Here is a 22,396-nt window from a genome sequence, read left to right as displayed (position 1 = left end):
CCGTGGTTCAATTGCGGGTCACCGCATCGCGCGCGGATCAATCGCGGGCCTGGGTCACCGACGAGCGCCACAACTCCAGGAACAGCCGGCGCTTCTGCCGGTCCAGGCCGACCAGCAGGGCCGGCGAGAACGGGATCGGCCACAGGGTCGACGCGCCGGCCGACAGCAGCGGATGCTCCTCGTTCTCGGTGCCGCCGACCTGGACGATCAGCGACGCCTCGCCCAGCTGCCGGCGGCCGTCCGCAGACAGCAGGAAGTCGATGAACCGCTTGGCGAGGTCCGGGCGCAGGGCGCGTCGGGGAATCACGGCGGCGCGCGACAGGATCAGGGTGTAGTCGGCCGGCGCGACCACGCCGATCCGCGGGTCGACCAGGGCGCGTGCCAGGGCGTAGGAGCCGAGCATGTTGTAGGCCAGCAGGTAGCGGCCCTCGGCCACGCCGTCGATGATGTCGGCCGAACAGCAGGTCGCCACCACCCGGTTGCGGGCCAGCGCCTCGATCAGCCGGCCGAAGGTGGTGGCGTGCTGGGCGTCGACGAAGGCGAACAAATAGCCGAGGCCGGAGCGCTCGATGTCGTAGGTGGCGATCCGGCCGAGGAATAGGTTGTCGGCCGGCCGCAGCGCGTCGATCAGGTCGAAGCGCGAGCGCGGCACCTGCGCCGGCGGCACCAGCTGCCGGTTGTAGACGATCACCGCCGGCTCGAAGGTGATGCCGAACATCTCGTCGCGCCAGTTCGCCCAGTCCGGCAGGGCCGCGGTACCCGGCGACACGTGCGGCTGGGCGCAGCCGTCGTTCACCAGCTGCACCTGCAGGTCGATCGCCGAGCTGATCAGCAGATCGGCCGCCGCCCTGCCGTCCCGGCAGGCCCGGGTCGAGCGGTCGTGCAGGTCGTTGGTGAGTATCTCCTCGTAGCGGATGGCAAGGCCGGGCGTGCGGTTCGCGAACGCCTCCATCACCGGCAGAAACGGCTCGATGTCGGTCGATCCCTGGATCGACAGGCGCAGGCGGCTGTCGTCCCACGTCGATCCGACCGTGACGATCCGGTTGTCGGCGGCGGCCAGGGTCACGGTCAGCGCGACGGCAAGGCCGGTCAGCACGGCGGGCAGGTGGCGGATCATCGCGACCCCCGGGCCGCGGGCAGGCGCAGCGCGGCCTTGAACCGGCCGTCGGGCGTGCGGGAGAACACCAGGCTGCCGTCATGCGCCTCGGCGACCGCGTTGACGATGGCAAGGCCCAGGCCGGCGCCCTGGGTCGATGATCCCGCCGCCCGGGCGAACCGGCGGCCGCTGTCCGGCCAGTCGTCCGGTGGAATGCCGGGGCCGTGGTCGGTGACCGACAGCTCGACCGAGGCGCCGTCGGGCAGGGCCGCAACCGCCAGCGACACCGGGGCGGCACCGTGGCGGAAAGCGTTGTTCACGAGGTTCTTCGCAGCTTCCACCAGGCTCAGCGAATCGCCGCGGGTCATCACCGGGTCGTCCGGCAACTCCAGGCCGAGCTCGCGGCCCATGTCCGGCAGGTCGTGGTCGGTCTCCTCGGTCACCCGCACGGCGACCGTACGCAGGTCCAGGGGCTCCCGCTCGGCGATGTCGGCGCGGTGGATGATCAGCGCCTGGTTCAGCAACTGGTCGGCCAGCCGGCCGAGTCCGACGGCGCGCTGGTGGATCCGCCGGGCGATGCCGCGCAGCCGGTCGGGATCGTCCTCGGCGGTTGCCAGCTCCGCCTGGGCGCGCAGGGCCGAGATCGGGGTGCGCAGCTGGTGGGTGGCATCGGCGATCAGGGTCTGCATCACCGTCACCCGGCGCGACAGCCGCTCCATGAACCGGTTGATCGCGGCGACGATGGTCTCGATCTCCTGCGGGCTGTCGACGTGCAGCGGCGACAGGTCCTTGGGGTCGCGGCCCAGCAGTTCCGATTCGATCCGCGCCAGCGGCAGCAGCGACGATCGGACCGCGAACGCCGCCAGCGCCACCGTCGCCAGCCCGGCCGCCGCCAGGATCAGCAGGGCCTTGGCGGTGATGTCCCAGGCCAGGGCCGAGCGGGCGCGGGTGGTGTGGCCGACGAACACGTCAACCGGGCCGCTGTAGGCCCGCTCGGCGAACCGCCGACGGATCGCCGCCAGCCGCACCGGTTCGCCGGCGAAGTCCATGACGTAAAAGGCCACGTCCTCGGCGACCGAAGGCGGCGGCGGCAGCGCGTCGTTGCCGGTGACGGTGGCGCCGTCGCGGTCGACGACCCGGTAGAACACCCGGTCGTCGGGGGCCAGGGCCAGCAGCTCGAACGCCGACACCGGCAGGTCGACCACCACGCCGCCGCCGGCGATCGACACCGAGCGGCCGATCTCGAACGCGGCACCCGCCAGCAGCCGGTCGTAGGCCTCGCCGGCCGCCTGCCGGCCGTAGGCATAGGCGGCGACGGTGACCACCAGGCCGCCGGCTCCCAGGATCAGGGTGATGGCGACCGCCAGCCGCCGCGCGATCGACGCCGGGCGCCTAGCCATGTTTTTCGATCTGGTAGCCGAGGCCGCGCAGCGTGCGGATCGAGACCTGTGAGGCCGCCAGCTTGCGGCGCAGCCGCGCGATGTACAGCTCGACGGCGTTGATCCCGACCTCGGTCTCGTCGAACGAGAACAGCCGGTCGAACAGCCGCTCCTTCGACATGACCCGGCCGCGGTTGACCAGCAGCGCTTCCAGCAGCCCGAATTCGCGGCGGGTCAGGGCCAGTGGCTGGCCGTCGACCGCGGCGGTCCGGCCGGCGGCGTCGAGGGTCAGGTTGCCGTACTCGATGACGCCGCTGCGCTCGTCGCCCTGCCGGCGGATCAGGGCGCGGGCCCGGGCCTCGAGCTCGCGCAGGTCGAACGGCTTCATCAGGTAGTCGTCGGCGCCGTTGTCGAGGGCGGCCACCCGGTCGTCCACGTCGAGCCGGGCGGTCAGCACCAGCACAGGGGTGGTCCGGCGCGCCGCCCGCAGCGCGCGCAGCGTGTCCAGGCCGGAGCCGTCCGGCAGCATCAGGTCGAGGATCACCAGGTCGTAGTCCTGGACCGCCAGCGCGTCCTCGGCCGCGGCGCAGTCGGCCGCGTGGTCGATGGCATGGCCGTGGCGCGCGAAGGCGGCGACCACCGCCTCGGCGACATCCTCGGTATCCTCGACCAGCAGTATCCGCATGCCGTTCCCCGTTGGCGGCCGGCGAATACTGTGCACGACGCCCGCTCGATTGCGAACCGCCGGCGCGGTGACAGCTTCGCGACAGGTTCAGCGTTTACCAATTGCACCCAATGCGAGATGGGGAAAGCCAATCCCCGCTGACGATCACCGTTGGAGGAAACACCATGAAGAGTTTGACATTGGCGAGCCGCGCCGCGGCTGCCGCCGTTCTGGCAATCGGTTTCGCCGCCGGGCCGGCCTCGGCCTTCGAACCGAAGCAGACCGAGTGCATCGCGCCGGCCAACCCGGGCGGCGGCTGGGACTTCACCTGCCGCCAGGTCGGCAAGGGCCTGTACGACCAGAAGCTGACGCCGAAGCCGGTTCAGGTCGTCAACATGTCCGGCGGTGGCGGCGGAGTCGCCTACGCCAGCGTGATCTCCAAGCGCAACGACGACAGCGACCTGCTGGTCGCCGCGTCGACGGCGACGACCACGCGGCTGGCGCAGGGCCTGTACTCGGGCTTCACGGCTGATCAGGTCCGCTGGCTCGGCACCGTCGGTGCCGACTACGGCGTGATCGCGGTCGCCAAGGACAGCCCGATCAAGTCGCTGACCGAGCTGATGAGCAAGATCAAGGCCGACCCGACCTCGGTCGCCGTTGCCGGTGGCAGCGCGGTCGGCGGCTGGGACCACCTGAAGGTGCTGATCGCGGCCAAGGCCGCCGGCATCAACGACGTCCGCGCCGTGAAGTACGTCGCCTTCCAGGGCGGCGGCGAGGCGGTCACCCAGCTGGTGGGCGGTCACGTCCAGGCCTTCACCGGCGATATCTCCGAGGCCAAGGGCTTCATGGAGTCCGGTGACCTGCGGGTGCTGGCGGTGCTGTCGCCGGAGCGGCTGCCGGGCGACCTGTCGAACCTGCCGACCGCCAAGGAGCAGGGCCTCGACGTGGTCGGTGCCAACTGGCGCGGTTTCTATGGCCCCGGGAAGATGACCGACGATGCCTACGGCTACTGGTCGGATGCCATCCAGAAGCTGTACGCCACCGACGAGTGGAAGGCGACGATGGCACAGAACGGCCTGATGCCGTTCGGCCTGAGCGGCCCGCAGCTGACCGAGTTCGTGAACAAGCAGGTCGCGGACATCGCGGCGCTGTCGAAGGAAATCGGTCTCACCAAATGACCTCCGACCGGGTTCTCGGTGCCGTCTGTCTGGTTCTGGGCTTGGCGTTCATGTTCGGCGCCTCCCGGATCCAGACCGGCTTCATCCTCGATCCGCTTGGCCCCAAGACGTTCCCGATGATCATCGGCGGCCTCCTGGTGCTCAGCTCGATCGTACCGCTGGTGAAGCCGGACCCGGCTCCCGGCTGGCCGAGTGCGCGGGCGATGATGGAAATCGCCCTCGCGCTCGCGGTGTTCGTCGGCTACGCCGTCGTGCTCCCCGAACTGGGCTTCGTGCCGGCGACCGCCATTGCGGCTGCCGCACTCTCCTGGCGGCTCGGCAACACGCCGCTGAAATCGATCCTGTGCGGGGTCGGCATCGCCGTGGGGATCTACGTGGTGTTCCACCTGATCCTCGGCCTGTCGCTCGCCAAGGGTCCGCTGGGGATCTGAACCATGGACACGCTTGCGCTGCTGGCCCAGGGATTCGCGGTTGCGCTGACGCCGGAGAACCTGGCGTTGGCCTTCCTCGGCTGCTTCCTCGGCACCATCATCGGCGCCCTGCCGGGGCTGGGACCGTCGAACGGGGTCGCGATCTTGATCCCGCTGGCCTTCACCCTGGGATTGCCGGCGACCCCGGCGCTGATTCTGCTGACCAGTGTCTACTATGGGGCCATGTACGGCGGTCGGATCTCCTCGATCCTGCTGAACATCCCAGGCGACGAACCGGCGCTGATGACCACCCTGGACGGCTACCCGATGGCCAGGCAGGGCAAGGCCGGCGAGGCGCTGGCGCTGTCCGGCGTTTCGTCGTTCGTCGGCAGCTTCTTCGCGACCTGCGGCCTGGTCCTGCTGGCGCCGGTCCTGGTCAAGCTGGCCCTGCTGTTCGGACCGGCGGAGTATTTCGCGCTGTTCACCCTGGCGTTCGCCACGCTGGGTGGGATCTCCAGCCGCAACCAGTCGAAATCGGCGATGGCCGCCGCGATCGGCCTTGGCCTCGCGATGATCGGCATCGACGGTTCGACCGGCACCCAGCGTTTCACCTTCGGCGAGATTCACCTGCTTGAAGGCATCGACTTCCTGGTGGCGATCGTCGGTTTGTTCGCGATCTCCGAAGTGTTCCTGTTTCTCGAACATCGCGGCGCCGACGCCGCGGTCGGGGTGTCGCTCGGCCGCATCACGGTCCCGCTGGCCACGCTCGCCAAGACCTGGATGACGATGGTGCGCAGCACCGTCCTCGGCTTCGTCGCGGGCGTGCTGCCCGGTGCCGGCGCGTCGCTCGGCAGCTTCATCGCCTACACCTTCGAGAAGCGGCTGGTCGACAAGGCCGGCACCTTCGGCAGCGGCGATCCGCGCGGCGTGGCGGCTCCGGAGGCCGGCAACAACGCCGCCGCCGGCGGCGCGCTGGTGCCGATGCTGTCGCTCGGCGTGCCGGGGTCCGGCACCACGGCGGTGCTGCTGGCCATGCTGCTGGCGCTGAACATCACGCCGGGACCACTGCTGTTCCAGAACAACCCGGACGTGGTTTGGGGGCTGATCGCCGCCCTGTTCATCGCCAACTTCATGCTGCTGCTGATGAACATCCCGATGGTGGGGCTGTTCGTGCGGGTGCTGATGGTGCCGCCGCACATCCTGATGCCGGCGGTGGCGATGATCTCGTTCGTCGGGATCTACTCGATCTCCGGGTCGACCTTCGACCTGATGCTGATGATCGGCTTTGGCGCGCTCGGCTACGTGCTGCGCAAGCTCGACGTGCCACTGGTGCCGATCATCCTCGGCATCCTGTTGGGCAACCAGATGGAGGACAACCTGCGGCGTGCGCTGACGATCTCCAACGGCGAATGGTCGGCCCTGGTGGCCAGCCCGCTGTCGATCGGGATCTGGAGCCTCGCGGTCGTCGGCTTCGTCGCCCCGCTGGTGTTCGGCAAGGTGGTGCAGGCCAAGATGAGCGCCACGGTCCGGCGCGCCGCCGCGGAGGCCGACCCCGACTGAACCCTGGTCGTCGCCGTTCGTGCCCGGTAAGGAAGTCACCTAACCGGGAGTTGTGAACGATGGCCGATTCCGGTCCAGACGCCGCACACCGATCGGCCCTGGTGCTCGTCACCACGGTGCTGGGCTCGTCGCTGGCCTTCATCGACGGCAGCGTCGTCAACGTCGCGCTGGCGGCGTTGCAGAGCGATCTGAACGCCGGTGTCAGCGACCTGCAATGGATCGTCAACGGCTACATGCTTACGCTGGGTGCCCTGCTGCTGCTCGGCGGGGCGATGGGGGACCGCCTGGGCCGGCGCCGGGTGTTCATGGCCGGTGTCTGGGTGTTTGCGGTCTCCAGCGTGGCGTGTGCAATGGCCCCGTCGCCGCTGCTGCTGATCCTGGCCCGCGCGGTCCAGGGCATCGGTGCGGCGATGCTGGTGCCGAACAGCCTGGCCATCCTGTCGTCGGCGTTCCCGAGAGAGCGGCGCGGCCGGGCGATCGGCACCTGGTCCGGCTTCGCCGCCATCACGTCGGCCGGCGGCCCGGTGCTCGGCGGCTGGCTGGTCGACACCCTGTCGTGGCGGGCGGCGTTCTGGATCAACGTCCCGATCGCAGCCGTGGTCCTGGTCCTGGCGATGGTTGCGGTCCGGGAGAGCCGGGATGACGGCGTGCATGGGCGCATGGACTGGCCGGGCGCGGTGCTGGCGGTCGGAGGGCTCGGCCTGATCTCCTGGGCGCTGATTGCGCTGGGCGAGGCGGACGGGCATCCACCGGTCATCGCCGCCGCCGCCGCTCTCGGCATCGGCCTGCTGGCGCTGTTCCTGCGGATCGAGGCCCGCTGTGCCGCACCGCTGCTGCCGCCGGCGCTGTTGCGGGTTCGTGCGTTCGCGGCGGCCAACCTGTTAACCCTGCTGCTGTACGGCGCCCTGGGAGCCGCGATCTTCCTGTACCCGCTCAGCCTGATCCGCCTGCACGGCTACACCGCGACCGAGGCAGGTGCGGCCTTCCTGCCGTTCCCGGCGGTCCTGTTCGTGCTATCGCGCTGGTCGGGCGCGCTGCTGGACCGATACGGACCACGTCCGCCACTGGTGACCGGTCCTGCGGTTGCCGCGCTCGGCCTCGGCCTGCTCGCATGGCCGGAAGCCGGAACGCCGTACTGGTCGACTTTCCTGCCGGGCGTGCTGGTCCTGGGGGTCGGGATGGGGATCTGCATTCCGCCGCTGACCACCGTGGTGATGATCGCGGTCGATGACCGCCATGCCGGGGTCGCGTCGGCGGTGAACAACGCCGCCAGCCGGATCGCCGGATTGCTGGCGGTGGCGGCGGTCGGACCGCTGCTGGTCGCGGTGTTCGCGGCCGGCCTGGAGCCGGCGTTGCAGCCGCTGGACCTGCCGGCACCGGTGCTGGCGGCGCTGCTGTCCGATCCGGCGGCACTGACCGATCTGCGCCCACCGCCGCTGGCCGGCGATCAGGCCGACGCCGTGGTCGGAGCAGCACGTGGCGCCCTGGTAACCGCGTTCCGGGTATCGCTGGCCGCGCTGGCGGTCCTGGCCCTGCTGTCGTCGGCGGTGTCGGCCTGGGCGTTCCGCGATGGTGCGGTCAGCCCCGGCGGATGACGTTAGCGTCCGGGCCGACCGGAAACCCGGTGATGTTGCGCGCGCCGTCCCGGGTGACGACCAGGATGTCGTGCTCGCGGTAGCCGCCGGCGCCCGGCTCGCCCTCGGGGATCATGATCATCGGTTCGATCGACACCACCATGCCCGGCTCCAGAACGGTGTCGATGTCCTCGCGCAGTTCCAGCCCGGCTTCCCGGCCGTAGTAGTGGCACAGCACGCCGAACGAATGACCGTAGCCGAAGGTCCGCTTGTCCAGAACGCCGCGGCGCGCGTAGATCGCGTTCAGCGTGTCGGCGATGTCGCAGCAGCGCGCGCCCGGACGGATCAGGTCGAGGCCGGCGCGATAGACTTCCAGGTTGATCTCCCAGTACCGCAGGTGCGCGTCGGACACTTCCTCGGCGAACAGCGTGCGCTCGAGGGCGGTGTAGTAGCCGGCGATCATCGGGAAGCAGTTCAGCGACAGGATGTCGCCGCGCTCGATTCGCCGCGAGGTGACCGGGTTGTGGGCGCCGTCGGTGTTGATGCCGGACTGGAACCAGGTCCAGGTGTCCATCAGTTCGGCATGCGGGAAGCTGCGGGCGATCTCCCGCACCATCGCGCCGGTAGCGTGCAATGCAACCTCGTGCTCCGGCACGCCGACCGCGATCGCCTCGATGCAGGCCGCACCCCCGACGTCGCCGATGCGGGCGCTCTCGGTGATCAGCGCGATCTCCTCGTCCGACTTGATCATGCGCTGGCGCATCGACGGGGCGGCGACGTCCAGGAACGTGGCACCCTCGAACGCCTCGCCCAGCAGCCGGCGGGTGTCCAGGTCGACATGGTCGAACTCGATGCCGATCCGCCCGGCCTTTGGCAGCAGCGTCTGCAGCGCGTGGAAATAATTGTCCTGGCGCCAGTCGGTGTAGACCAGATTGTCACCGATCGTGCGCCGCCAGGGTTGGCCGCCGTCGATGTTGGCGCTGACCGAGGTCACCGAATCAGCGGTCACGACCAGCGCATAGCGGCGTCCGAACCGCGTGTAGAGGAAGTCCGAGTAGTAGTCGATGGCGTGGTAGGAAGTCAGGATCGCGGCGTCCAGGTCGTGCTCGGCCAGGATGCGCCGCAGGCCCCCCAGGCGGCGCTGCATCTCGGCTTCGGAGAACGTTCCGCGCACCCGTTCGCCGTTCGGAATTCGCTTCAGACGTTCCATGTCGAGTGCCATTCTGGAGACCTCAATCATCTTCCGCTGGTTGCGCCGGGCTGCCACGCACTCTATCTGAGCCCGGCACACCCGCACGTCCAACGAGCGACCCGAGCGAGCCTATGACCGACAACGCCGCCATCGATCCGCTGTCCCTGCTTGACGACCTGCTGTCGCGGGCGCGCCGTGCCGGGGCCGATTCCGCCGACGCGTTGTTCGCTCGCGGCGTCGCCCAGTCGGCGTCGCAGCGACTCGGCAAGCCGGAAGCGGTCGAGCGGTCGGAGGGCCGGGACATCGAGTTGCGGGTGTTTGTCGGACGCCAGCAGGCGGTGGTGTCGTCGACCGATTTCGGATCTGACGCCCTGGACGAATTGGTGGTTCGGGCTCTGGCCATGGCCAAGGCGGCACCCGAGGACAAGTATGCCGGGATCGCCGATCCCGACGCGATCGCGCGCCAGTGGCCCAGCATCGAAATGTACGATCCGACCGAGCCGTCCGCCGAGGCGCTGGTCGAGCGCGCCCGGGCCGCCGAGGAGGCCGCGCGGTCGGTTGCTGGCGTGACCAATTCCGAAGGCGCCGAGGCAAGCTATGGCTCGACCGAGGTGGCGCTGGCCGCCAGCAACGGCTTTGCCGGCGGATACCGGCGGTCCAGCTTCTCGATTGCCGCATCGGTGGTGGCCGGCACCGGGCAGAAAATGGAGCGCGACTACGATTACACCGCGGCGGTGTTCGACGCCGATCTCGAGGATGCCGCCACGATCGGCCGCCGCGCCGGCGAACGGGCGGTCCGGCGCCTGAACCCGCGCCGCCCGAAGACTGCGACCTTGCCGGTTGTCTATGACCCGCGCGCCGGACGCTCGGTGCTCGGCCACCTGGCATCGGCGATCAACGGCGTGTCGATTGCCCGCGGTACCAGCTTTCTGAAGAACGCCATGGGCGAGGCCCTGTTCGCACCGGGCATACGGATACTGGACGACCCGCACCGCCCCCGGGGCCAGCGCTCCAAGCCGTTCGACGGCGAGGGGCTGCCGACCAAGCCGCGGGCGATGGTGGATGGCGGTTGCCTGACCAGTTGGTTCCTGGACCTGTCGACCGGACGGCAACTCGGGCTGAGCAGCACAGGACATGCCGGCCGTGGGTCCGGCTCGCCGCCCAGTCCCGGGGCGACCAACCTGTATCTGGAGCCGGGAACCGTCAGCCGCGACGCGTTGATTGCCGATATCGAGCGTGGCTTCTACGTCACCGAGTTGATGGGCTCGACCGTCAACCTCGTTACCGGCGACTACAGCCGCGGGGCGTCGGGGTTCTGGATCGAGAACGGCGAGATCACATTCCCGGTATCCGAGATGACCATCGCCGGGCACCTGCGGGACATCTTCCGCACCCTGACCCCGGCCGACGACCTGGTGTTCAAGTACGGAATGGACGTTCCGACGATCCGGGTCGAAGGGCTGATGGTCGCCGGCGGCCAGGACTGACCCGCCGCCTGATCTACTAGTCACGTTCCAATCGCGTGCTCGTGAGCGCGCGTTCCCTGGATTTTCCCTATCGCACGCCCCATCTCGACGGTTCGGGAGCGGGGGCTTGCGTCCGGAGTTCGCCATGCCGTCTCTCCCCACCCTGGCCCGCTTGGTGCTGCTTGCCGTGATCCTGGGCACGGGCATCGCCGTGTCGAAGCAGGAACCGGTGGTTTCCGAGGAGCCACTCTACCGTTCCGTGAACAGCCGCGATGGCCTGGCGATTCACGGCTACGACACGGTGGCGTATCTGGACGATTATGAAGCGGTGCCCGGATCGTCGGATTTCAGCGCCGAGTGGCGGGGTGGGGAGTGGCGCTTCGCGTCGCAGCGGAACCGGGCCCGGTTCCTCGCAAACCCCCTGGCGTATGCCCCGCAGTACGGCGGCTTCGGTGCCTACGGTGTGGCAATCGGCAAGGCGCACGATATCGACCCGACGGTGTTTGACGTCGTCGGCGGCAAGCTGTACCTGCACAGCAATGAACGGGTGCAGGAGTTGTGGAACCGCAATCCGCAAGGCTACATCGCCGAGGCCGACGAGGCGTGGCACCACCGGGCGAGGCAGGCCAACCCCTAAGGCAGTTCAGCCGCTGTTGCGCAGGCCGGCGGCGATGCCGTTGATGCTGTGCCGGATGCCGTCCACCACCTGCGGATCGGCGTCGCCGGCGCGGTGGCGCCTCAGCAGTTCGACCTGAACGTGGTTCAGCGGATCGACATAGGGGAAGCGGTTGCGGATCGAGCGGGCCAGCAACGGGTTGCCCTCCAGCAATTCGCTCTGCTCCATCACCGTCAGCACGGCGTCGACGGAATCCTGCCATTCGGCGCGGAGCCGGTCGAAGATCGTGGTCCGCAGGTCGGTGTCGGTCACCAGCTCGGCGTAGCGCGAGGCGATGGCGATGTCGCTCTTGGCCAGCACCATATCGAGGTTGGACAGGGCGGTCCGGAAGAACGGCCAGTCGCGGTACATGGCCCGCAATGTTGCCAGCCCATCGTCGGGGTGTTCGGCGATCCATGCCTTCACCGCGGCCCCGAAGCCGAACCATCCCGGCAGCATCAACCGGCATTGCGACCAGCTGAACACCCAGGGGATCGCCCGCAGGTCCTCGATGCGCGACGACTTGGTGCGGGATGCCGGACGGCTGCCGATGTTCAGGTTGGCGATCTCGCCGATCACGGTGGATTCCCGGAAGTATCGCTCGAACCCGTCGGTTTCGTAGACCAGGCTGCGATATGCGGCGTAGGCGGTCGCCGACAGCCGCTCCATGATCGTCAGGTAGCCGGCATGTGGTGCCGCCCGGTCGGGAGCCAGGACCGTGGCTTCCAGCGTGGCGGCCGCCAGGGTCTCCAGGTTGCGCCGGCCGACCTCGGCGTTCGAGTACTTGGCGGCGATCACCTCGCCCTGCTCGGTGACCCGGATTGCCGCCTGGATGGCGCCGGCCGGTTGGGCAAGGATCGCCTGGTAGCTGGGCCCGCCGCCGCGTCCGACCGACCCGCCGCGGCCATGGAACAGGCGCAGGCGGACGCCGTGGCGACGGAACGTTTCGATCAGCGTGATCTGGGCCTTGTATAGTTCCCAGATCGAGGTCAGGTAGCCGCCGTCCTTGTTGCTGTCCGAATATCCGAGCATGACCTCCTGGGTCTCGTCGCGCGACGCCAGCAGGCGTCGATACTCCGGCAGGGACAGCAGGCGGTCCATGATGTCGCCGCAGCGGCGCAGGTCGGCGATGGTTTCGAACAGCGGCACGATGTCGACATCCAGCCGGGCCTCGCGCGGGTGCAGGAGGCCGACCTCCTTCAACAGGACCGCCGCCTCGAGAATGTCGGAGACTTCGTCGGTCTTCGAGATGATGTAGTGGCGCACGGCGTCCGGCCCGTACGACCGGCGCGCCTCGGCGGCGGCACGCAGGATCGCCAATTCCCCGGTCGCCAGTTCGGAGTAGGCGAGGTGCTGGGAGGCGAGCGGCCGGGCGCTCGTCAGCTCGGCCAGCAGCAGGGCGGTCCGCCCGCCCTCGTCGGAGGGTTCATAGCGGCCGCTGGTCCCGGCCGCCTCGAGCAGCTCGGCGACGACCCGCTCGTGGACGTCTGAATTCTGGCGCAGGTCGATCGTGGCGAGGTGGAATCCGAAGACGTCGACCGCCCGTCGCAGCAGGCTCAACCGGCCACGTGCAAGGCTTCTTGAGCCCCCGGTGGTGAGCGAGTCGATCAGGATGTCGAGATCGGCTCGAAACTCTTCAGCGCTCGGGTAGGCCGGTGCCATACCCACCGCGTGGCGTGGCGCGTCGACGTCATCGAGCGTCCGGGCGGTTGCGGCCAGACGCGCGTACATCCCGGTAACCGCCCGGCGATACGGTTCGTGCTGCCGGTGCGGGGATTGGTCCGGCGATCGTTCGGCCAGAGCGGTCAGACTGTCCGAGACGGCGACCATGCGCCCGTCCAGCGACAACTCGCCTCCCACCTGGTGCAACTCGTCCAGATAGAACCGCAGCGCCCGCTCACTCTGCAGGCGCAGCGCCGAGCGCAGGACGTCAGCCGTGACATACGGGTTGCCGTCGCGGTCGCCGCCGATCCAGCTGCCGATCCGCAGGAACGATGGCACCCGGACATTCGGCTGGTCCGGGTCGAAGGCGGCGAACTGGTCCTCGAAGTCCGCGTACAGGCGTGGCAACTCGCGCAGAAACGTGTGGTCGTAGTGGGCTAGGCCGTTGACTACCTCGTCGAGCACATGCAGCCGGGTGCTGCGCAGCAGGCTGGTCTGCCACAGGATCAGCACGTTGCGGCGCAGGGCCTTGCGGTTGACCGTCAGCTCCGCTTCGGTGAGCCGGACCCGGTCGCGCTCGTCGAGCAGGCGGGCGATCTCCATCTCGCGGTCCATCGAGCTGGTGCGGCGGATCTCGGTCGGGTGCGCGGTCAGCACCGGACTGCACAGGGCGTGGTCGAAGAACTCCTGCAGCTGCGCGCCGGACACCCCGACTCGGCGGGCCCGGTCGAGGGCGCGGGCCATGGTGCCTTCGCGCGGAGCCGCGCCGGCGATCATGGCGTGCGCCCGGGTCCGGCGGATGTGGTGCTGGTCCTCGGCAATGTTGGCGAGATGGGAAAAGTATCCGTAACCGCGGATCACCGTGATCGCCTGTTCGGTCGAGAGGCCGGCCAGGATGCCTTGGAGTTCGCGTCTCGCCGCCTCGTGGGCGTCCCTGTGGAAACGCACCGAGGTCTGGCGGATGCGTTCGACGGTATCGAACACCTCCTCCCCCTCCTGGGCCCGGATGGTCTCGCCGAGAATCCGGCCCAGCAGGCGGATGTCGTAGCGGAGCGGGGCGTCCTTCTCCGGACTCTTGCTGGGGCTCGCAGATTCCATCGCACGCGCTCCGAGGTTGGAGGTGTTGTTGCAGCGCGGCATCATTGCCCATTGCCGCGGCGGGCGCACGCCCGATCGGTGACCGGGCTATCCGCCGGTCGCGGGCATGATCAGGGGCACCATCTGGTCTGAAATGCGGATCCGTACCGGCAGTCGCGCGATCACGTCGCCGTCGCCCTGCACCGGGTGGGCGCCGTCATCCTGGATGGCGATCTCCCGGCCGGTGACCACGCGGTAGTTGTTCATTCGTGACAGAAAGCCGCCGAACAGCCCGAGCATGTAGCACGCGGCCTGCCAGCGGCCCGGCTTCTCGAACAGGCAGACATGCAGGTGCGGATCGGTGAGGCGTGCCTCGTCCGCGCACACGAACCGGCCACCATAGTAGTGACCGTTGGCGATGACCGCGGCGGCTGCGGTGTACATCACCCCGTCGATCTCGATCTGGAAGCGGTGGCGCCGGTACTTCAGCCAGCGCTGCAGGGTGGCGGCCACGTAGGCGAACTTGCCGGCGGCGCGCTTCAGCCGCGGATTGATCGAGGCAACCACGTCGGCATCCAGGCCGACCCCGGCCATCAGGGTAAAGCGCCGGCCGTTGATATCGCCGAGATAGATTGGGATGGACGGCCCCTGCATGATCGCCCGAACGATGTCCGGGATGGTCTCCTTCAGCCCGATCTCCGCCGCAAGCACGTTGGCGGTGCCCATTGGCAGCAGCGCCAGCGGGATGGTTCCACCGGCCAGGCCGTTCACCACCTCGTTGACCGTGCCGTCGCCGCCGGCCGCCACCACCACGTTCGGTCCTCGTCCGGCGGCGGTATCGGCGTAGGCGGTGCGCACGAACCGCTCGGCGTCGCCTGCTCCGGCCGTGGCCTTCACTTCGACGGCGACCCCCAGCCGTTCAAGTTCCGCGACTACCGCCTGCAGTCGGCCGCGTCGACGGCGGCGACCGGCGTTGGGGTTGTGGATGATCAGTACCCGCCGGCGGTCCGGGTCGGTTCGGGACTCGTCGGTCAGCGTGCCGGCACCATGGTTCGGTTTCGTGCGCATTCTGCGGCAGTTCCTTGGTGGGCACTCGGGCGGCGTTCAGAACGCCAATATTACTGAAATATGACAAGCGTATTGTTCTGATTGCTGGGAAGTGAAAAGTAAACATACAAGTGTAGTGTCATTTATATTTCACTTTACCAGATATAGCGTCTCGATTACCCCCTCCGCTTGAGTGTGAGCTGCAGTCCGCAGGTCGGGACGAGACGGGAGAACAGCGATGAATGCCGAACGCGGCGTGGCGCGCTATCGGACCATCTGGATCTCCGATGTCCATCTGGGAACCCGCGGATGTCAGGCGGAACAACTCCTCGATTTTCTCAAGCACACCGAGTCCGAGTATCTCTACCTTGTCGGCGATATCATAGACCTTTGGCGGATGCAGCGCTCCTGGGCATGGCGGCAGACCCACAACGACGTCATTCAGAAGCTGCTGCGCAAAGCCCGGAAGGGCACCAAGGTGATGTTCATTCCCGGAAACCACGACGAGATGTTCCGGGAGTTCCTCAACGCCGATTTCGGGCAGATCGAGATCCGGCCGGAGCACATCCACGTCACCCGAAAGGGTAAGCGCTTCCTGGTCATCCACGGCGACGAGTTCGACGCCGTGGTGACCTACGCCAGGTGGCTGGCCGTGCTCGGCGACTGGTCCTACAACACGTTGCTGTCGCTCAACACGGTGTTCAATGACGTGCGCCGGCGCCTCGGTTATCCGTACTGGTCGCTGTCGGCGTATCTGAAGCAGAAGGCCAAACGCGCGGTCGAGTTCATCGGCCGGTTTGAGGACGCGCTGGCCAGCGAGGCCGCCAAGCGGGGCGTTGACGGGGTGATCTGCGGCCACATCCACAAGGCCGAGATGCGGCAGATCGGTGACGTCCTGTACTGCAATGACGGTGATTGGGTGGAGAGCTGCACCGCCCTGGTCGAGCACGCCAATGGCGAGCTGGAGATCCTGCACTGGGCGGAAGTCCGGCAACTCTCCTTCGCTGCCTGAGCCGGGCCGGGGCCATGCTCGACCCCGCTGGATCGGACGGCAAGCTGCACGTCGCGATCGTCTCGGACGCCTGGCACCCCCAGGTCAATGGCGTGGTCCGGACCCTGGCCACGACCGGTGACGAGTTGCGCGCTCTCGGGCACCGGGTCAGCTTCGTCACGCCGGAGCATTTCCGCACCATCCCGTGCCCGACCTATCCGGAAATACGGCTGGCGCTTTTCCCGGAACGCAAGGTCGCCCGCATGCTGGATGCGGCGGCGCCCTGCGCGATCCACATCGCCACCGAAGGTCCGATTGGCCATGCCGCACGGCGCTACTGCCTGCGTCGCGGCCTGCCGTTCACCACGGCCTACCACACCAAGTTCCCGGAGTATGTCCGGGCCCGGTCGCGGATTCCGCTGGCCTGGAGCTATGCGCTGATGCGGTGGTTTCACGGTCCGTCGAGCGGGGTGATGGTGGCCACCGCCTCGCTGCGCCGGGAACTCGAGGCGCACGGGTTCGAAAACATCCGGGATTGGACGCGCGGCGTGGATGTGGACCTGTTCCGTCCGCAACCCTCGATCCTCGACCTGCCGCGGCCGATCCTGATGTATGTCGGTCGGGTCGCCGTGGAGAAGAACATCGCCGCGTTCCTGACGCTGGACCATCCCGGGACCAAGGTGGTTGTCGGGGACGGCCCGCAGCGCGCCGAACTGCAGCGGACCTTCCCGGACGCCGTATTCGTCGGATCCAGACAGGGCGAGGCTCTTGCCGCGCACTATGCGTCCGCCGATGTGTTCGTGTTTCCGAGCCATACCGACACCTTCGGCCTGGTGCTGATCGAGGCAATGGCGTGCGGCGTCCCTGTTGCAGCGTATCCCGTGCCCGGGCCGCTGGACGTGATCGGCGATTCGGGGGCAGGCGCGCTCGACGAGGACCTCGGTCGGGCGGTGGTTCGGGCGTTGAGGATCGACCGGAATGCAGCGCGGGCCCACGCGCTGAACTTCACGTGGCGGCGTTGCGCCGAGGCGTTTCTGCTCAACCTCCAGCCGTTCGAGCCGGCTCAGGCGTCCTTGCCGGCAGCGCGATTTCCCGCACGCCGCCGCGTACCCATTGCCGGCGGCGCGTGATAGGTTTCGGGCTTCCGCAACCTGCCGATTGACGCCGGTGATCGCTGCTTTCCCGCATCCATGCTGAAACGCCTGCTGAAGAGCGATGCCGGAGTGCGTGCAGCCGGCGCGCTGGCCGGTGCGATCGTCCGGCTGATCAACGCCACCACCCGCTGGGAACGGGTCGCCGATCCGGCGGCGGCGGCCTTGCTGGCTGGCGACCAACCGGTGATCGGTGCGTTCTGGCACAACCGGTTGATGCTGATCTCAGCGGTCTGGCCGAAGGGCAAGCCGATCGCCATGGTGCAGTCCGAGCATGGCGACAGCTGTATCCTCGGGATCGCCGTATCCGAATACATCACCCGGCCGATCTGGGGGTCGTCCCGGCGCAATCCGATGGCGGCGTTGAAGGGAATGCTGCGCGCGCTGCAGGACGGGCTGAGTGTGGGCATCACCCCGGATGGTCCGCGCGGCCCGCGCATGCGCTGCCGACCAGGGTTGATCCACGCGGCGAAACGCAGTGGCGTGCCGATCGTGCCGGGTGCCTGGAGCGTGTCGCGCCGGTCGGTTGCGCGGTCCTGGGACCGCTTCATCATTGCCTGGCCGTTTGGACGCGGTGTGATCGTCCTGGGGGCGCCGATCCACGTTCCAGCCGACGCCGATGATGTCGGCCTGGAAGCCAGCCGCCGCCAGGTCGAGGACGCCCTGAACGCCGTGGCTGCCGATGCCGACCGCCGCATGGGTCATGTGCCGATCGAACCGGCCCCCGAACGGAAGGCCGGATCGTGACTCTGACCCTGTATCGAGGCGTGGCGACTGCGCTCGGTCCGGTGATCGACGCCTACCTGCGCAAGCGGATCGAGCGCGGCAAGGAGGATCCGGCCCGGATCGGCGAGCGGCGCGGGGCGCCCGGACAGGCGAGGCCGCCCGGGCATCTGGTCTGGTTCCATGCTGCCAGTGTCGGCGAGTCGGTGGCTTTGTTGCCGCTGGTCGAACGGTTGAGCGTCGACCGGCCCGATCTGGTGTTGCTGGTCACCACCGGAACGGTGACCTCGGCGCAAACCATGGCACGCCGGCTGCCCAATGGGGTGATCCATCAGTTCGTGCCGGTCGACCGGCCGGCTTGGGTGCGGCGTTTCCTGGAGTACTGGCAACCCGGCGTCGGCGTGTGGGTGGAGTCCGACCTGTGGCCGATCCTGGTGACCGAAGCGAAAGCCCGCGGGGTTCGGTTGATGCTGGTCGACGCCAGGATGTCGGACGGTGCGTTCCGGCGCTGGCGTCGCTCCGGCCGGCTGTCCCGGCCGTTGTTCGAGGCCTTCGAGATCGTGCTGGCGTCGAGCCTGGGACAGGCCGACCGGTTCCGAGCGCTTGGCTGCGGTGACGTGCGGTTCGTCGGCAACCTCAAGGCGGCTGGCGCGCCGCCACCGGTTGACGCCGAGGCGGCGGCGGCCCTGGCGGATGCGATCGGTGATCGGCCGGTCTGGCTGGCGGCCAACACCCACCCCGGCGAGGACGCCGTCGTGCTGGAGGCACATGCGCGACTGGCCAGTGCCCGGACCGACATCCTGACGATCCTCGCGCCCCGTCACCCGAACCGGGGAGGTGACGTCGTGGCTCTGGCCGCCGGTCGCGGACTCACCGTGGCACAGCGTTCTGCGGGGTCGCTGCCCGAAGTCGGGACGTCGATCTATATCGCCGATACCCTGGGGGACATGGGCATGCTCTACACAACGGCCCCGGTCACCTTCCTGGCGGGATCGCTGGTGCCGGTCGGCGGGCACAATCCGATCGAGCCGGCGCATGCCGGTACGGCCCTGCTGCTCGGACCGCTGATGCCGAACAACCGGGACGCAGCCGATGCGCTGATCGCTGCCGGTGCTGCCCGCCCGGTCGAGGATGCGGCATCGATCGCTACCGCGGTCGGCGAACTGCTCGCCGAACCTGATCGGGCAACCGCGATGGCGGTTGCAGGACGACGGGTGGCGGCGGAGGGTCGCGCGGGGCTCGAGCGCATCGTCGAGGCCCTGGAGCCGCTGCTTCCGCCGGAGGCATCCAAGTGAAGGCGCCGGCGTTCTGGTCGGTCGACGGTTCGACCGCACGGCTGCTGGCACCGTTGTCGACCCTGTGGACGGCGGTCGGCCGGATGCGGCGATCGACGGCCAAGCCCTACCGTCCGGCCGTTCCGCTGATCTGCGTCGGCAACGCGGTTGCCGGTGGGTCGGGGAAGACGCCGGTTGCGCTCGCCGTTGCGGCCGAGATCAAGGAGCGCGGCCTGCGGGTCGGGTTCCTGTCGCGCGGCTATGGCGGCTATGAACGCGGTCCGCTGCGGGTCGACCCGGCGGTTCACGATGCCGCCGCTGTCGGAGACGAGCCGCTGCTGCTGGCGCGGTCGGGGATCACCGTGATCGCGCGCGACCGAGACGTCGGCGCGCGGTATCTGGAGGCCCAGGGCGTTGAAGTGATCGTCATGGACGACGGCCTGCAGAACACGTCGGTCGTGCCGAGCGCGTCGTTGCTGGTGGTGGACGGCGGTGCCGGATTCGGGAACGGACGGGTGATGCCGGCGGGTCCGCTGCGAGAGCCGCTCGCGGATGCGCTGGCCCGGGTGGACCTTGTGGCGGTGATTGGCGAGGACCGGGTCGGCGTGATCGAGGCGATCGGCGGCGTTCGCCCGGTGATTCGCGCGCATCTGGAACCGATGCCCGGGACGGAACGGTTCGCCGGCCGGAAGGTGCTGGCGTTCGCCGGGATCGGCCGCCCGGCGAAGTTCGCCGAAAGCCTGGCGGAAGCCGGCGCCGAGGTCGTCGACCTGATCGGCTTTGCCGACCATCAGCAGTGGCGCGGCGACGAGGTCATGGAACTGGTCGAGCGTGCGAACGCCTTGGGTGCCGTGGCGGTGACGACGGAGAAGGACGCGGTGCGCCTGTCTGCCGAGGCGCGGGCGATGGTGGAGGTGTTTCCGGTCGCATTGGTCTGGCGCGATCCGTCGCCGATCGCCGCCTGGGTGCGTCGCGTCCTCGGCCAGTAGACGGCCGGTCGGCAGTTATTGTCCCGGCATCGGCGGGACCAGCAGCTGCGGGTCGATCCGCGACTCGAACCAGTTCATCCGCCAGTCCAGATGCGGCCCGGTGACCCGGCCGGTGGCACCCAGCGCACCGAGGACGTCTCCCTGGCGCAGCCGGTCGCCGACCTTCACGGACACTGCGCTCATGTGCAGGAAGGCACTCGACAGCCCATGACCATGGTCGAGGATCACGGTGCCGCCGGTGTAGTACAGGTCAGCCTCGGCCAGCACCACGATGCCGTCGGCCGGCGCCTTGATCGACGTGCCGACCGGAGCGGCGATGTCGACGCCGTAGTGCGGCTGCTTGGCTTCGCCGTTCAGGATGCGCTGGCTGCCGTAGACCCCGCTGATGCGTCCAGTCGCCGGCCAGATGAAGCCGGAGCGGAACAGTGCCTCCGGCTGGTCGATCTGTCGCAACGCCGCGATCTGCGCGTTCTCGCGACGGATTCGCTCCAGGACCTCAGGCGGCGGGGTCACCATGCGCGGTGGCAGGCCGTCGATTCGCTGGATGTCGTAGGTTCGCGAAGCCACCTCGAGCGTGCGTTTCTCCACCGTTCCGTTCGGCGCGGTGACCGTCAGTGTGGCGGTGGCCGCGGCATCACGGTGGAAGCCGAGAATGAACAGGCCATCGGGGCTGACCCGAACCGTCCGTTCGTCGAGCGCAACCGTGGAGCCGGGGTCGGTCCGGCCGATCACCAGCCCGCCCTGGACGATATTGCCCTCCAGACTGGTTGCCGCTGCCGCGCCGGCGAGCGTCGCCAGGAATGTGAAAACGATCAGAACAGCGCGCATCAGAACAGCGTTTCCTGCGTCGAAGGCGGCGCCGGTGTTTTGGATCGGGGACGGGTACCGCCAGCTCCGACCACGGCCGACCGCTCGCCATCCCGGAACCGCAGGGTCACGGGCTGGCCGTCGCGGGCATCGTCCGCCGAGGTGACCGGCGTTCCGTCGGCGTCCCGGACCAGGACGAAGCCACGGTCGAGCACCCGGACGAACGAATTTGCCTCGAGTACCCGTTCCAGGGCCTTCAGCCGATCATCCTCGACCTTCAGGAACCGATCGACCGCCGTATCGGAGGCTTTGGCGAGCCGCGCGAACTCTCGCACGCTCTGCTGCATGCGCTGCTCGACCGGGGCGATCCGTAATCCGCGCAGCGCGGCGTTGAGCCGACCTTCGGTGCGGGCCAAAATCTCGAAGGGGGTCGGCAGGCGCCGCTCGACGCGATCGGCCAGCCGTTCCAGGGTCCGTTTCAGCGATGCACCTGCGGTCTGCCCGGCGTAGTCCAGGCGCTGCTGGGCCTGCTCGATGCGGGCGGCCGGGTCGCCGAGACCCCGGGCGAGCCCGGTCAGTCGCGTCGTGCCGTCGGTCAGGCGGCGCGCCATGGCGTGGGCGATGCGGGCCGCGTTCTCGGCGAGGCGGGCCACCAGGTCGGCGCGCACCGGTACCGCCATCTCGGCGGCCGCGGTCGGGGTCGGTGCACGGCGGTCGCTGGCGAAGTCGATCAGGGTGGTGTCGGTCTCATGCCCGACCGCGGAGATCAGCGGGATGTCGGAGGCCGCGGCCGCCCGCACCACGATCTCCTCGTTGAAAGCCCACAGGTCCTCCAGGCTGCCGCCTCCGCGGGCGACGATCAGCAGGTCCGGCCGCGCGATCTTGCCGCCGGTTGCCGGCAGCGCGTTGAAGCCGGCGATGGCGTTGGCGATCTGCTCCTTCGCACCTTCACCCTGGACCAGCACCGGCCAGACGATCACGTGCACCGGGAACCGGTCGGCCAGGCGGTGCAGGATATCGCGGATCACCGCTCCGGTCGGCGAGGTGACGACGCCGATGACCGATGGCAGGAACGGGATCGGCCGCTTGCGTTCGGCCTCGAACAGGCCCTCGGCGGTCAGGCGCTTGCGCCGATCCTCCAGCAGCTTCAGCAGCGCGCCTTCGCCGGCCAACTCCATCTGCTCGATGACCATCTGGTATTTCGAGCGGCCCGGGTAGGTGGTCAGCTTGCCGGTGGCGATGACCTCCATCCCTTCCTCGGGCTGGATCGACAGGCGCTGCGCTTGTCCACGCCAGCACACCGCCTCCAGCACCGCCTGGTCGTCTTTCAGCGACAGGTAGAGGTGGCCGGAGCCGGCGCGGGTCGGGCGTGAGATCTCGCCGCGTACGCGTACGCGTTCGAACGCGGACTCAACGGTGCGCTTCACTGCGAGCGAGACTTCGCCGACGGTGAATTGGGGCAGATTGCCGGGGGTGGGTGAAGTCGGGGACGCTGCGTCTT

The 22,396-nt window shown here is 68.8% G+C and carries 19 protein-coding genes; 11 read left to right on the top strand and 8 right to left on the bottom strand.

Translation table 11 applies throughout. The features are described from left to right. Positions 1–37: 37 nt before the first annotated feature. The 3 genes from RIC54_RS15440 to RIC54_RS15430 are packed head-to-tail and all read right to left on the bottom strand — an operon-like array spanning position 38 to position 3,160. Positions 38–1,117: an ABC transporter substrate-binding protein gene (locus tag RIC54_RS15440; RefSeq protein WP_350098471.1), complete on the bottom strand. Its 1,080-nt coding sequence runs from the start codon at positions 1,115–1,117 to the stop codon at positions 38–40. Further along, on the bottom strand, positions 1,114–2,496 hold the full coding sequence (locus tag RIC54_RS15435) for a sensor histidine kinase N-terminal domain-containing protein (protein ID WP_350098470.1): 1,383 nt from the start codon (positions 2,494–2,496) through the stop codon (positions 1,114–1,116). The genes RIC54_RS15440 and RIC54_RS15435 overlap by 4 nt, the downstream gene beginning before the upstream one ends. After that, a complete protein-coding gene (locus RIC54_RS15430; RefSeq protein WP_350098469.1) occupies positions 2,489–3,160 on the bottom strand; it encodes a response regulator transcription factor in 672 nt (223 codons plus the stop codon). Before RIC54_RS15430 ends, RIC54_RS15435 begins: the two co-directional genes overlap by 8 nt. Before the next feature lie 164 nt (positions 3,161–3,324). On the opposite strand from RIC54_RS15430, the gene RIC54_RS15425 reads away from it, so the two are divergent. The 4 genes from RIC54_RS15425 to RIC54_RS15410 are packed head-to-tail and all read left to right on the top strand — an operon-like array spanning position 3,325 to position 7,882. Continuing rightward, positions 3,325–4,317, top strand: coding sequence for a Bug family tripartite tricarboxylate transporter substrate binding protein (locus tag RIC54_RS15425; RefSeq protein WP_350098468.1), 993 nt, complete (start codon positions 3,325–3,327; stop codon positions 4,315–4,317). Further along, a complete protein-coding gene (locus RIC54_RS15420) occupies positions 4,314–4,748 on the top strand; it encodes a tripartite tricarboxylate transporter TctB family protein (protein WP_350098467.1) in 435 nt (144 codons plus the stop codon). The genes RIC54_RS15425 and RIC54_RS15420 overlap by 4 nt, the downstream gene beginning before the upstream one ends. Before the next feature lie 3 nt (positions 4,749–4,751). Next, entirely contained in the window at positions 4,752–6,287 is a 1,536-nt protein-coding gene (locus RIC54_RS15415) for a tripartite tricarboxylate transporter permease (protein WP_350098466.1), read from the top strand. A gap of 59 nt (positions 6,288–6,346) precedes the next feature. Continuing rightward, on the top strand, positions 6,347–7,882 hold the full coding sequence (locus RIC54_RS15410) for an MFS transporter (protein WP_350098465.1): 1,536 nt from the start codon (positions 6,347–6,349) through the stop codon (positions 7,880–7,882). Here RIC54_RS15410 and RIC54_RS15405 read toward each other — a convergent pair. Beyond that, complete coding sequence (locus RIC54_RS15405; RefSeq protein WP_350098464.1) at positions 7,866–9,083, bottom strand: aminopeptidase P family protein; 1,218 nt, start codon at positions 9,081–9,083, stop codon at positions 7,866–7,868. The two genes, RIC54_RS15410 and RIC54_RS15405, sit on opposite strands and share 17 nt — an antisense overlap. Positions 9,084–9,184: 101 nt before the next feature. On the opposite strand from RIC54_RS15405, the gene RIC54_RS15400 reads away from it, so the two are divergent. Further along, positions 9,185–10,540: a TldD/PmbA family protein gene (locus RIC54_RS15400; RefSeq protein ID WP_350098463.1), complete on the top strand. Its 1,356-nt coding sequence runs from the start codon at positions 9,185–9,187 to the stop codon at positions 10,538–10,540. 124 nt (positions 10,541–10,664) lie between these two features. Next, positions 10,665–11,156: a YHS domain-containing (seleno)protein gene (locus tag RIC54_RS15395; protein ID WP_350098462.1), complete on the top strand. Its 492-nt coding sequence runs from the start codon at positions 10,665–10,667 to the stop codon at positions 11,154–11,156. A gap of 6 nt (positions 11,157–11,162) precedes the next feature. Here the strand turns inward: RIC54_RS15395 and ppc are convergent, their stop codons facing one another. Continuing rightward, positions 11,163–13,934 carry a phosphoenolpyruvate carboxylase gene (ppc, locus tag RIC54_RS15390; RefSeq protein ID WP_350098461.1) on the bottom strand — a complete coding sequence of 924 codons (2,772 nt, stop codon included), beginning with the start codon at positions 13,932–13,934 and terminating at the stop codon, positions 11,163–11,165. 87 nt (positions 13,935–14,021) lie between these two features. After that, positions 14,022–14,981: a diacylglycerol/lipid kinase family protein gene (locus RIC54_RS15385; protein WP_350098460.1), complete on the bottom strand. Its 960-nt coding sequence runs from the start codon at positions 14,979–14,981 to the stop codon at positions 14,022–14,024. Between the two features lie 217 nt (positions 14,982–15,198). Here RIC54_RS15385 and RIC54_RS15380 point away from each other — a divergent pair, with 217 nt between their 5' ends. Genes RIC54_RS15380 through lpxK form a run of 5 tightly spaced genes read left to right on the top strand, consistent with a single transcriptional unit; the run spans position 15,199 to position 20,088 of the window. Beyond that, entirely contained in the window at positions 15,199–15,972 is a 774-nt protein-coding gene (locus tag RIC54_RS15380) for a UDP-2,3-diacylglucosamine diphosphatase (RefSeq protein ID WP_350098459.1), read from the top strand. A 44-nt stretch (positions 15,973–16,016) separates the two neighbouring features. Continuing rightward, on the top strand, positions 16,017–17,081 hold the full coding sequence (locus RIC54_RS15375; RefSeq protein ID WP_350098654.1) for a glycosyltransferase family 4 protein: 1,065 nt from the start codon (positions 16,017–16,019) through the stop codon (positions 17,079–17,081). Between the two features lie 60 nt (positions 17,082–17,141). Continuing rightward, positions 17,142–17,849, top strand: coding sequence for a lysophospholipid acyltransferase family protein (locus RIC54_RS15370; protein ID WP_350151162.1), 708 nt, complete (start codon positions 17,142–17,144; stop codon positions 17,847–17,849). Next, positions 17,846–19,120, top strand: a complete 1,275-nt coding sequence (locus RIC54_RS15365; RefSeq protein WP_350098457.1) for a 3-deoxy-D-manno-octulosonic acid transferase — start codon at positions 17,846–17,848, stop codon at positions 19,118–19,120. Before RIC54_RS15370 ends, RIC54_RS15365 begins: the two co-directional genes overlap by 4 nt. Continuing rightward, entirely contained in the window at positions 19,117–20,088 is a 972-nt protein-coding gene (gene lpxK, locus RIC54_RS15360) for a tetraacyldisaccharide 4'-kinase (RefSeq protein WP_350098456.1), read from the top strand. The genes RIC54_RS15365 and lpxK overlap by 4 nt, the downstream gene beginning before the upstream one ends. A 15-nt stretch (positions 20,089–20,103) precedes the next feature. Here the strand turns inward: lpxK and RIC54_RS15355 are convergent, their stop codons facing one another. Next, on the bottom strand, positions 20,104–20,916 hold the full coding sequence (locus RIC54_RS15355; protein WP_350098455.1) for a M23 family metallopeptidase: 813 nt from the start codon (positions 20,914–20,916) through the stop codon (positions 20,104–20,106). Then, complete coding sequence (xseA, locus tag RIC54_RS15350; protein ID WP_502989717.1) at positions 20,916–22,322, bottom strand: exodeoxyribonuclease VII large subunit; 1,407 nt, start codon at positions 22,320–22,322, stop codon at positions 20,916–20,918. Before xseA ends, RIC54_RS15355 begins: the two co-directional genes overlap by 1 nt. Between the last annotated feature and the right edge of the window lie 74 nt (positions 22,323–22,396).

It is taken from the genome of Thalassobaculum sp. (genome assembly GCF_040219215.1).
Classification (GTDB): domain Bacteria; phylum Pseudomonadota; class Alphaproteobacteria; order Thalassobaculales; family Thalassobaculaceae; genus Thalassobaculum_A.
The sequence above is the reverse complement of the archived record's forward strand: the minus strand, read 5'-3'. Positions and strand labels throughout refer to the sequence as shown.

Bases quoted from the DNA above. Each gene is read 5' to 3' on its own strand.
- RIC54_RS15415 (WP_350098466.1), top strand. From the start codon at position 4,752: ATGGACACGCTTGCGCTGCTGGCCCAGGGATTCGCGGTTGCGCTGACG.
- RIC54_RS15435 (WP_350098470.1), bottom strand. From the start codon at position 2,496: ATGGCTAGGCGCCCGGCGTCGATCGCGCGGCGGCTGGCGGTCGCCATC.
- RIC54_RS15380 (WP_350098459.1), top strand. From the start codon at position 15,199: ATGAATGCCGAACGCGGCGTGGCGCGCTATCGGACCATCTGGATCTCC.
- RIC54_RS15405 (WP_350098464.1), bottom strand. From the start codon at position 9,083: ATGGCACTCGACATGGAACGTCTGAAGCGAATTCCGAACGGCGAACGG.
- RIC54_RS15395 (WP_350098462.1), top strand. From the start codon at position 10,665: ATGCCGTCTCTCCCCACCCTGGCCCGCTTGGTGCTGCTTGCCGTGATC.
- RIC54_RS15355 (WP_350098455.1), bottom strand. From the start codon at position 20,916: ATGCGCGCTGTTCTGATCGTTTTCACATTCCTGGCGACGCTCGCCGGC.
- RIC54_RS15385 (WP_350098460.1), bottom strand. From the start codon at position 14,981: ATGCGCACGAAACCGAACCATGGTGCCGGCACGCTGACCGACGAGTCC.
- RIC54_RS15430 (WP_350098469.1), bottom strand. From the start codon at position 3,160: ATGCGGATACTGCTGGTCGAGGATACCGAGGATGTCGCCGAGGCGGTG.
- RIC54_RS15420 (WP_350098467.1), top strand. From the start codon at position 4,314: ATGACCTCCGACCGGGTTCTCGGTGCCGTCTGTCTGGTTCTGGGCTTG.
- RIC54_RS15370 (WP_350151162.1), top strand. From the start codon at position 17,142: ATGCTGAAACGCCTGCTGAAGAGCGATGCCGGAGTGCGTGCAGCCGGC.
- RIC54_RS15410 (WP_350098465.1), top strand. From the start codon at position 6,347: ATGGCCGATTCCGGTCCAGACGCCGCACACCGATCGGCCCTGGTGCTC.
- RIC54_RS15400 (WP_350098463.1), top strand. From the start codon at position 9,185: ATGACCGACAACGCCGCCATCGATCCGCTGTCCCTGCTTGACGACCTG.
- RIC54_RS15425 (WP_350098468.1), top strand. From the start codon at position 3,325: ATGAAGAGTTTGACATTGGCGAGCCGCGCCGCGGCTGCCGCCGTTCTG.
- RIC54_RS15440 (WP_350098471.1), bottom strand. From the start codon at position 1,117: ATGATCCGCCACCTGCCCGCCGTGCTGACCGGCCTTGCCGTCGCGCTG.
- ppc (WP_350098461.1), bottom strand. From the start codon at position 13,934: ATGGAATCTGCGAGCCCCAGCAAGAGTCCGGAGAAGGACGCCCCGCTC.